Raw genomic sequence first — 9376 nt, 5'->3', positions numbered from 1 at the left:
GAAGCAGAGTCGTGATGTAAGACAAATCAGTCATCCAGAGCTTCACGACCAAATGCCAGTCATCATTAACGATGACAAAGACCCCGCCGGAATAATGTTGGCGGAGACGAAGGAGAACGGAATCCTGATATGTTTTATGAGAAACAAGTATTGGCTTCAAACAGATCACCCCATATTTTGTAATCAAAGGGATAAAACCCCTCGTCACGCGATTATGGGGGCGTTTTGGGAAAGTCAAGTAATTCTGGCCGTTTTATGGCAGATTAAGAAAATTTTTATTACTAGTGAATTTCCAGTTCGACTGTATGAAAAAGCAAAATTCCTCCCACTAAAGTAGGAGGAATGCTATAAGGTTGGTTCAAGGAACCCCTTGGCCCAACCGCCTCGGCGAATGCCGAGAGTCTATTTAAGTATGAGGAGGGACGCATGAACCTTGTTTTTTGGCGCTACGTACTTATTTTAAGCTTGCTCTATATTTTTTGGGGCGAGTTTTTCGTTTCGGGTGGTATACTCAATCAATTGGGCATCAATTTTGCTCTTTTTTATCCACTGGGTTTTCTAGTAGGTTATTGCCGCCAATATGAAAATTGGCGTTCCGCATACCTTGCGGCTTTGATATTTAACCTATTATCTTATGTAATTGCTAGTTTGCTAGAAATTCCTATTGAAAGCTTAATCATGATTGTAATAGATTATGTCAGCCTCTTCGTTTTTCTTAAAGCTGGAAGGTATATAGGGCAACGTGCTCAATCTAAGGAGTGATAAGTAAGTATGCGAATTGTTATAGCCCCAGACTCTTTCAAGGGTTGTTTAAATGCCAATGACGTGGCGGCTGCAATGAGTAGGGGGGTCCAGCGAGTTTACCCAGAAAGTGTGATTGATATGATCCCTATGGCAGACGGTGGGGAAGGTACGGTCGAGGCGATCCTTAGCGCAGCGGATGGGGTCAAGGTCAAAGTCAAGGTGACAGATCCGCTGGGACGACCGATTGAAACGTCTTATGGTCTTATCGACTGTGGAGCGACAGCCATTATTGAAATGGCAGCAGCTTCAGGGCTTCCTCTTTTGCGCGATGATGAACGTAATCCTCTCGTGACCTCAACCTACGGAACCGGCCTACTGATACGGGACGCGTTGGAGCGTGGAGTCACTAAAATTCTTCTCGGTATCGGCGGAAGTGCTACGAACGATGGTGGTGCCGGGGTGGCAACCGCGTTGGGGGTTAAACTTTTGGATGCTCAAGGACAAGAGTTACCTCAAGGAGGGGCTGCCCTTGCCAAGCTTGTTAGCCTAGATATGTCTGGCATAAATCCCCGTCTATCTCAGGTAAAGATTGAGGTGGCCTGTGATGTTCAAAATCCGTTGTGTGGTCCAGAGGGCGCGAGTGCAGTTTATGGTCCGCAAAAGGGCGCTCAGCCTGAAGATGTAAAAGTTTTGGATGCTGCATTGCAAAACTTTGGGCAGCGCTTGAGCAAAGTGGTGGGGATGAACCTTCTGGAATTAGCCGGTGGGGGCGCAGCAGGAGGACTTGGTGCTGGGGTGGTTGGATTTCTGGGAGCGAAATTACGACCAGGGTCACAGATTGTCTTAGAGGTGGCCAAGGCAGATGAGAAAATTAGGCAAGCAGATTTAGTGCTCACGGGCGAGGGAAGGACAGACTTTCAGACGGCATATGGTAAGGTACCAGTCGGAGTTGCCGCCTTAGCGAAGAACTATAAGGTGCCAGTACTTGCAATCTCGGGATCGGTGGAGGGGCCTCCGGATTTTTTAGCAGAACTGGGGGTTACTTGTTGTTTCAGCGTTTCTGAAGGGATTACGACTTTAGAGGAAGCTTTCTTAAAAGCAGAAGAACAGTTGGAGAGGGCAGTATGGAGGATTCTTTTGGTATGGAAGCTCGGGTATGAGGTTGCCCAAAAGAACCAAAAAGCGTAAATATTTATTGTTAAGCCCCCTTTGTAGGCAGGAAAAATATGGTATACGGAGAATGACTGACATAGAAGTTCATTTGTCCGCTAACATGGATAAAGGGGGGGATTTATAGTGACGGAAATGTCTCGAAGAGAACGTAAGAAAAAAGAGACACGCGAAAAGATTTTCTCAAATGCTATGCAACTTTTCCGTTTGCAAGGATTTACAGCCACCTCAGTCGATCAAATTACTCAGCAAGCTGATGTGGGAAAGGGAACGTTCTATAATTATTTTTCAACAAAGGAAGCTGTAGTGCTGGAATTTTCACGTCGTTCTTGGCAAGATCTTGTCAATGAGGGGCGTCAACAGGTATGTATGGATACTCGCCAGCGGTTAGGAAACCTTCTGCAAGATTGGGCTGGGTTCATGATAAAAGATCGTGAAATTGCTTGGGTTACTGTGCGAAATCGCGATGGGGCAGATTATGATTTGAGTTTACATTATGCCCTGATGGCTATTATAACGGTAGGACAACAAAACGGCGAAATCAGTCGTGAGTTCGAACCCGCTTTTTTAGCTGAAAGTCTAGAAGGTATGATGGTTCAACATTTCATGCGCTGGTTTGTTTCAGGTTCAGGCAATTTACATGAAGAATTAAATCATGCGCTGATGGTCTTTTTAGACGGTCTTTCGGAAAAGAAGCAAGAGGCGTGACATTCATATCCCTCCATTGTTGCTCATAGAGTACAGTGGGGGGATTTTTTATGTCTGCACGCTACTCGCCGAGGAGTCTTGGGCTTTGGCTGGGAGAGATGCCGGTCGGACCTCACAATGATATTTCGGATGTGCCAGGCGTATTAGTAGGGAATGTGTCATTAATTCGAGGAGTGGGTCCGTTAGATCCCAATGGAAGCGGTCCTGTTAGGACGGGTGTGACTGCTATTCTACCTCGCCCTGACCTTTATCGACAGCCCTGCAAGGCAGCAATTGACATAATAAATGGGTATGGGAAATCGATAGGAGTTCCTTTTATTCAAGAAATGGGGATTCTTAATTCCCCCATTTTATTGACCAATACTCTAAGCGTTCATGACGTGGGTCATGGTGTTATCACCTACCTTTTAAAGAAGTACCCAGAGATTGGTAACGAAGCACGGACCCCTAATGTGGTTGTCATGGAATGTGACGATTCTTATCTGAATGATATTCGCGGCCGACATGTTAAGCCCTTGGATGCCATCCTTGCCCTTCAACGGGCTGCGAGAGGACCGATAGAGCAGGGGAATGTCGGGGCTGGGGTTGGGATGTCCTGTTTTCAACTAAAAGGGGGCATTGGAAGTTCTTCACGCCTTGTTCGACAAGGCGTGAAAAACTATGTTGTGGGTATGCTTGCACTGGCCAATTTTGGTATTTTAAACGATTTTATTTTATCCGGTGTTCCAGTAGGGAAATTCCTTGCTCTGCAAGCTAAGGGGTACAATCCTGGATCGTTAATCCTGATAGGGATCACAGATGCACCATTATCACGCTGGCAATTGCAATTACTTGCGCGTAGGGCTAGTTTAGGTATGGCTCGGACGGGGTCTATTTCTAGCACTGGAAGTGGTGATTTTTGCTTAATGGTTAGCACCCATTGTAGTGAGGGCAACAATGGCAGTTCTTTATCAGATTGGGCCTTGGATGAATTCTTCAGAGCTGTGGTGGAGTCCACTGCAGAAAGCATTTGGAATGCTCTCTTTTTGGCTCAGACTATGGAAGGACGAGATGGAAATATTCGTTACGCCCTGCCGATTAGAGAAACGTTACAAATAATTCGAAGTTGGCAGGGAGGATTTTCATAGAATTTGTCATGATTTTCGCACTTAACGCGTAAACATCCTTAGGGAGAAAAGCTAAGGGAGGTTCATTGTGAGTATAAGCTGGAATATGATCTGGGAAGCTCATCCAGATGCATTTATAGTAAAAGATTTAAAGGAGTATCCAGACGATAAAAAAAAGGCCAGTCGCCTCCCAGTCCAGTTTGCTTATTTTATGGGCGGCGAGACCACGTTAAGAGTTGGGATCATTGCGAGTTCTTCAGTTCCACGCGAAGATGAATTCCTACTTGCCGGGTTACTATGGGGAAATCGACTCAGTAATGGCGCAAAAACAGTAATTTATTACGTAGCCCCTAATTTTTCAACTTCTTTTTTAACTGGACTCACTAAAATTGGGGGTACAATTTTTGCAAGAGCGGTTTACTGGCGTGAAAAACTCTCGCCTAGTTTATACCCCATTCCAGAGAAGCAAACTAGCAACCAACCTCGCTACGTCCTAGGAGAGGAACGGCCAGATTGGAAACGCTGGGCAGAGGGCTTAAATCCTGTGGTAAGGCAACAATTGACGACTGTGAAGTCATTCTTTAGTGATTTGACAGCCCGTAGGGTTCGTATAGAAATTAAACCTCAGAGCATAAGTTTCCTCTGGGGTCACTTTGAAATTGCTGAAGTGCGGCGCAAAGGGAAAAAATTTGAACTATCCACCAAAGTGAAGTGGTTAAAGAAAGGGGAACAAATGGTCAAGTGGCAAAAACAAGGCTGGGTGGATGCTTCCGGTTCACTAAACCCGGAGTTTTGCGCCACAATTGTCAGCATTCTGGATTACTTAGAATCTCTTGAGCAAGAAGGTAAACTTCGCACTCAAGACCTTTTGGCTTTGTTGCTACATCAGGGAGACGGGGTGTTAAAGTCACTCTGGGGGAGTCCGTGGTCTTGGCCGTGGCTTCCTAAGGAGCGTGCAGAAAACACGGTGATGGAGTTAGAAGAATGGTATTTTTATCAGTGGAATGGGCAGTTAAGTGTTGTATGCCCAATCTTTGAAAAGCCACTTACCAAAGCTGCTCAGAGTGTTTTGTTAGCGAGTGTTTTGGAAAGAAGCATGCTATTAGTGTTTGCCAAGGATGACAAAGGTAATCCACTAGTTTGGGATGGCCGTGTTCATTGGCTGACGGCACTTGGCAAGGAAGAAGAACTTCGGCGGTGGTACTGTTGGTTAACGGATGTGGATAAGTTTCCTATCTGGACGTTGCCAGAAAACTGGCAAGATAAGGGGATTTATGAACTAAATTGTCAGGGATCACTGTTAAATCATTCGCTTATGCAGAAAGGTTACTCGTAAACGTTGCTAAACTGGGAAAATCTATTAACACCTCGGTCCCACTTGATGCTGTAGATTCGGAAATGTGTAGCTTGCCATGATGGGCAAGTATAATTTGTTGTGCAATGGTTAACCCCAGTCCGGTACCTTCATTATGGGTGGAAAAGAAGGGATCAAGAACCCTTTTACGCAAATTTTCTGGAATACCTGGTCCATTATCGATAACCCTAATTCTTATATGAGATTCGTGTTCTGTGAGACGAATAATGACCTTCCCTCCTTGGGGTGAAGCTTCAATCGCATTATTGAGTATGGATAGAAGCGCTTGAAGAAGTTGTTCATGGTCCCCCATGATACAGACTGAATGGGATGAGAGTTCGAGCACAAGGGTTACACCTTTTCGATCTCTCAGGGGCTGAATTAATTGAGTTGTGGCATGAATAGTATCAGCTAAGCTAAGTGCTTTAATTTGTGGTGCTGAAGGACTCGTAATGAGGAGAAACTTGCCCAACACTTGTTCTAAGGTGTGAATTTCATCCAGAATAAGCTGTTGATACGGACGGTAGGACTCCGGCCATTGTTCGGGAGTAATCAGTTGCATAAACCCTTTGATGGTTGTCAAGGGGTTGCGAATTTCATGCGCCAAACCAGCAGAAACCTCATTAATAATGGCGAATTTTGCAACCTGTACATACGCTTCCGAGCGTTTTTTCTCTTCGCTGATATCGAAAAGCGTCAATAGTGTGCCCGAAGGAATGTCAAAGTTTAGTAAAGGGCGAGTTTGAAAACGCAGATGCATAATTTCTTTTTTCGAGTTCTTCCAGGTGAATTCGCCGACTTCCGGTAAACTAGTAGGTTGGAAATTATTCAAAATACCTAAGGCTTTAGAGATGGGTTGGCCAACTAATGAGGACTTAGATAAGCCTAATAAGTGAGTCGAACGAGGATTTGACTCGATAATCTCTCCTGTATTATCTATTAAAATGATGGCTTCATGACTATAGTCGACGGTTTTGACGATTGGAGGATTTTGCCACAGTAAGGCCCGCATAGTATTGATGTGATGTTGATGTCGTGCGCGTTCTCGAGTCTCCTTACGGTTGAAGAGAAATAACATGACGAAGAGAAAGAGAAGATGGACTATCAACATGGGGCTGGAATGAGAGGAGGGAGGATAAACTTGGCTGCAAAAGATAAGCAACAAAATGCTAAACATCCAAACTTTGCCCCAAGTACTGTACCAAAGTTCGAACCAAATAATAAGGGTGATGAAAGGTATGCAAATAAGTATCAAGTGAAGGAGGCCAGAAATAGGTAAAAAATCAACGCTAAAAATGAATATAATCATAATAGCGGTCAAGACAATAAAGATACTTTGTCTTAGTAGAGAACTCAACCGTAACTTTAGGGAAATCACAATTTTAATCTCCTTTCGGAAAACTATCAGAAACACACTATCATAGTTTATCATAAGTAGATGCAAAAAAATGTAAAAATAAGGAGATGTAATGTTTGGGGAAGTATATCTGATATAGGCTTAAACACTCAAATTCGTGACATTAGAATAAATATTCATACTCTAAAATCCGACAAACAAGGCAGAACTATGGTTATTAGTAGAAATGGCTCGGTATTTTTTAAATATTTAGATATTTCGTAATCAAAAAGAACGTTAAATTAACCCATTATGTAGTAAAGCATTAAAGTCTTCAGCAAACTTAAAGGATCAGTTCGTAAGAAAAATTATGCAACTATATAAGAAATATTGTATAATTATGCAAAAGACAAAAAGGAGCTATAATCAATGAAATTGCGTAAGGCACGAATAGCGGATGTAGAAGCGATGATGTTATTAATAAATAGCAACGCTGAACAAGGACTCATGCTGCCAAGATCAAGAAATATGCTTTATGAAAACATTCGCGAATTCTTGCTGGCTGAAGAGGATGACCAATTAGTGGGGGTTGCGTCCCTTCATATTCTTTGGAGTGACTTAGCAGAAATACGGGCGTTAGCGGTTGCCAGTGGCTACAAACGAAGAGGGATCGGAACCCAGATTGTCAGAGCACTTGAAGCAGAAGCGAAAGAACTGGGCTGTACGAAACTTTTTGCCTTGACTTATCAGCCTCAGTTTTTTAAATACTGTGGGTATGAAGAAGTCAGCAAAGACCAAATGCCCCAAAAAGTATGGACAGAGTGCATTAATTGTATAAAATTCCCCAATTGCGATGAGATAGCAGTGGGGCGCACTCTATAAATGGCTGTGTAGAAGCTGAATTGTCAATTGCTGTAGTGAAAAAAGATTTAATAATATAAGATCAACAAACATTATACCGAACCTTATGGTTCGGTATTTAATTTGTTGAACAATTTTTTGCTTTATTACATAAACCGTACTATGGCCTGCAAATAATGAAGACGGAGAGAGTTCAATGGAATTAGATTGGGAAGTTGAAAAGGGTCTCGACCAAGCACGGAATTTTGTCTCAGAGGGAGTAGAACAGATCTTATCAGAAAGTATTGACGAAGCCCATGGCGTTTCCCCCAGTCTTGGGGCTACGGCACTTGCTGATCTTGCTCTGCTGGCAGTCGGGAGAGGGTACGAGCTCCCCCAGCAGAATGGGGCCCAATGGTTAAAGCAGCATCAACATCAAGGTGGCTGGGGAAAGTATCCAGGTGACAAGCCAGACGAAGAGATAACTCAGATTGTCGGTATGGTACTTCAGGGGAGTCAAGGCGGATGGAGGGCGAAATTTAGACTTTTAGCTAAAGCACGGCAATTTTCTCATGTGATTCTATCGTTAGGGCAAAGGGTGGTTCCTGGCCTCGAGGGACCTACCCCTGAGGAAATATTGCTGCCAACGATTCTCGAAGAGAGGATTTTAGCCAAGTTACCACTCTATGGTCGGCCAGTCGTTGTTGCGGCGTCGCTGCTTGACTCGAACACACAAGAGGGCATTCAACAAGGCCTTGAATATCTTCTCAAGACACAAATGTCGGATGGCTCTTGGGCAGAGGATATTATCGCCACAAGCATGGCTATGCTCGCGCTTGTGATCAAAGGCAGTCATGTAGAACAGTCTCAAAGGGCTGCACAGTGGCTGGTTCGAAAACAGTATCCAAGTGGTGGTTGGCCTGCATTTGATCAGCTCAAAATATGGGCTATTGGATGGGCCTTAAGCGTCTTTTCTGAGACAACTCAAAAGCCTTCAGATATCCTATGGTTAAAAAAAGCAATCGATTGGTTAAAAAGGGGTCAGAATGAGGATGGGAGCTATGGCAGTACTCCCCCATTTACCCATCCAGACTTGGATGATACCTCGGTTGCTTTGATTGGTTTGCATCAGGCGTTAGGAGAACAAAATCAGTTGGGAGTTCTTCTGTTGAACTGTTTACAAAATAATGACGGAAGTTGGGGAACATTTCCCAGCTTTCAAGGAATACCTCCTCGGATTTCTTCGGAATTTCCAGTCTATATTCCTAGTGTCGACGTGAGTATTCATGTTCTCGAGGCATTAGGGCCTAGTCCGCGATCCCAAGATGAAATAATCTGGCGCGGATTAAATTGGATTTTAACTCAACAAGAGGACCAGGGTGCATTTCCAGCCACTTGGTATGAGGGGGCTGTTTATAGCACAGCTCAAGCTTTAGAATTATTCAGTAAGTTAAGCTTTCGTTGGAAACGCTGGAGTACTGCACGCAATATCTTGGGAGCAGGGAACAAAGGACAACTATTTCTTTTGAATGCTCAGGTTAATAATGGAGGTTGGGGTTCTGTAGTCGAAACAAGTTTGGCCATTTCAGGGTTATTGCGGTATTCGAACGTTGTTTCATGGGAAGTCTTTGAAAAAGGAATAGTAAACCTTCTCGCAGCCCAGAACAGTAACGGTTCTTTTAAACCATCTTACCAAGGGGTCTACGCAAAGGGCTGGAATTATGAAGAACCTTTATCCACGGTACTCACGGCCATTCGAGCTTTACAGAGGTTTCAACGCGTGCAACACATTAATAAGAGGGGGGGTATAAAGTTTTTTAGGTGACTTAATGCTATTAAAAACCCCTTAATCACCTACATAAGCGTTAGGTGGTTAAGGGGTAATTGATGTGCGTTTAATTTTTTGAATACTTAGAGAGGTCATATTAGAGATTATGAAGTATTATGTAATCTACTGACGTTGTTTAAGAATTGTATGGAGGAAATTCCATTGTAAGTCGAGATAGGCATTGGTCATCTCGTATTCACTGAAGCCTTTGGATATGAGATAGTCACGAGAGGACGCTTCAAAATCACGGATAAACCCTAGAATCTCTTCAGCATGAGTTGACAACATTT

At 43.7% G+C, this 9376-nt stretch carries 10 protein-coding genes; 8 read left to right on the top strand and 2 right to left on the bottom strand.

Annotation, left to right across the window (positions count from 1 at the left end):
• The 6 genes from JL57_RS09855 to JL57_RS09830 form a co-directional block, all read left to right on the top strand.
• Positions 1-337, top strand: a 337-nt coding sequence (locus JL57_RS09855) for a hypothetical protein (RefSeq protein WP_034141880.1), incomplete at its 5' end; no start/stop codon positions are given.
• An 89-nt stretch (positions 338-426) separates the two neighbouring features.
• Positions 427-762, top strand: coding sequence for a hypothetical protein (locus tag JL57_RS09850; RefSeq protein WP_034141879.1), 336 nt, complete (start codon positions 427-429; stop codon positions 760-762).
• A gap of 9 nt (positions 763-771) precedes the next feature.
• A complete protein-coding gene (locus JL57_RS09845; protein ID WP_034141878.1) occupies positions 772-1932 on the top strand; it encodes a glycerate kinase in 1161 nt (386 codons plus the stop codon).
• A 108-nt stretch (positions 1933-2040) separates the two neighbouring features.
• Complete coding sequence (locus JL57_RS09840; RefSeq protein WP_034141877.1) at positions 2041-2622, top strand: TetR/AcrR family transcriptional regulator; 582 nt, start codon at positions 2041-2043, stop codon at positions 2620-2622.
• A gap of 50 nt (positions 2623-2672) precedes the next feature.
• Positions 2673-3749 carry a P1 family peptidase gene (locus JL57_RS09835; RefSeq protein ID WP_034141876.1) on the top strand — a complete coding sequence of 359 codons (1077 nt, stop codon included), beginning with the start codon at positions 2673-2675 and terminating at the stop codon, positions 3747-3749.
• Between the two features lie 67 nt (positions 3750-3816).
• Complete coding sequence (locus tag JL57_RS09830) at positions 3817-5064, top strand: hypothetical protein (protein WP_291299913.1); 1248 nt, start codon at positions 3817-3819, stop codon at positions 5062-5064.
• Here JL57_RS09830 and JL57_RS09825 read toward each other — a convergent pair.
• Positions 5042-6259 carry a nitrogen regulation protein NR(II) gene (locus JL57_RS09825; RefSeq protein ID WP_291299912.1) on the bottom strand — a complete coding sequence of 406 codons (1218 nt, stop codon included), beginning with the start codon at positions 6257-6259 and terminating at the stop codon, positions 5042-5044. The genes JL57_RS09830 and JL57_RS09825 overlap by 23 nt on opposite strands.
• A 588-nt stretch (positions 6260-6847) precedes the next feature.
• Here JL57_RS09825 and JL57_RS09820 point away from each other — a divergent pair.
• Both JL57_RS09820 and JL57_RS09815 read left to right on the top strand, forming a co-directional pair.
• On the top strand, positions 6848-7300 hold the full coding sequence (locus JL57_RS09820; protein ID WP_034141874.1) for an N-acetyltransferase: 453 nt from the start codon (positions 6848-6850) through the stop codon (positions 7298-7300).
• A gap of 175 nt (positions 7301-7475) precedes the next feature.
• Positions 7476-9083: a prenyltransferase/squalene oxidase repeat-containing protein gene (locus JL57_RS09815; protein ID WP_034141873.1), complete on the top strand. Its 1608-nt coding sequence runs from the start codon at positions 7476-7478 to the stop codon at positions 9081-9083.
• A 126-nt stretch (positions 9084-9209) separates the two neighbouring features.
• On the opposite strand, the gene JL57_RS34030 is transcribed toward JL57_RS09815, so the two are convergent.
• Positions 9210-9374, bottom strand: coding sequence for a hypothetical protein (locus JL57_RS34030; RefSeq protein ID WP_291299911.1), 165 nt, complete (start codon positions 9372-9374; stop codon positions 9210-9212).
• Between the last annotated feature and the right edge of the window lie 2 nt (positions 9375-9376).

The organism is Desulfosporosinus sp. BICA1-9 (genome assembly GCF_000802135.1).
The sequence above is the reverse complement of the archived record's forward strand: the minus strand, read 5'-3'. Positions and strand labels throughout refer to the sequence as shown.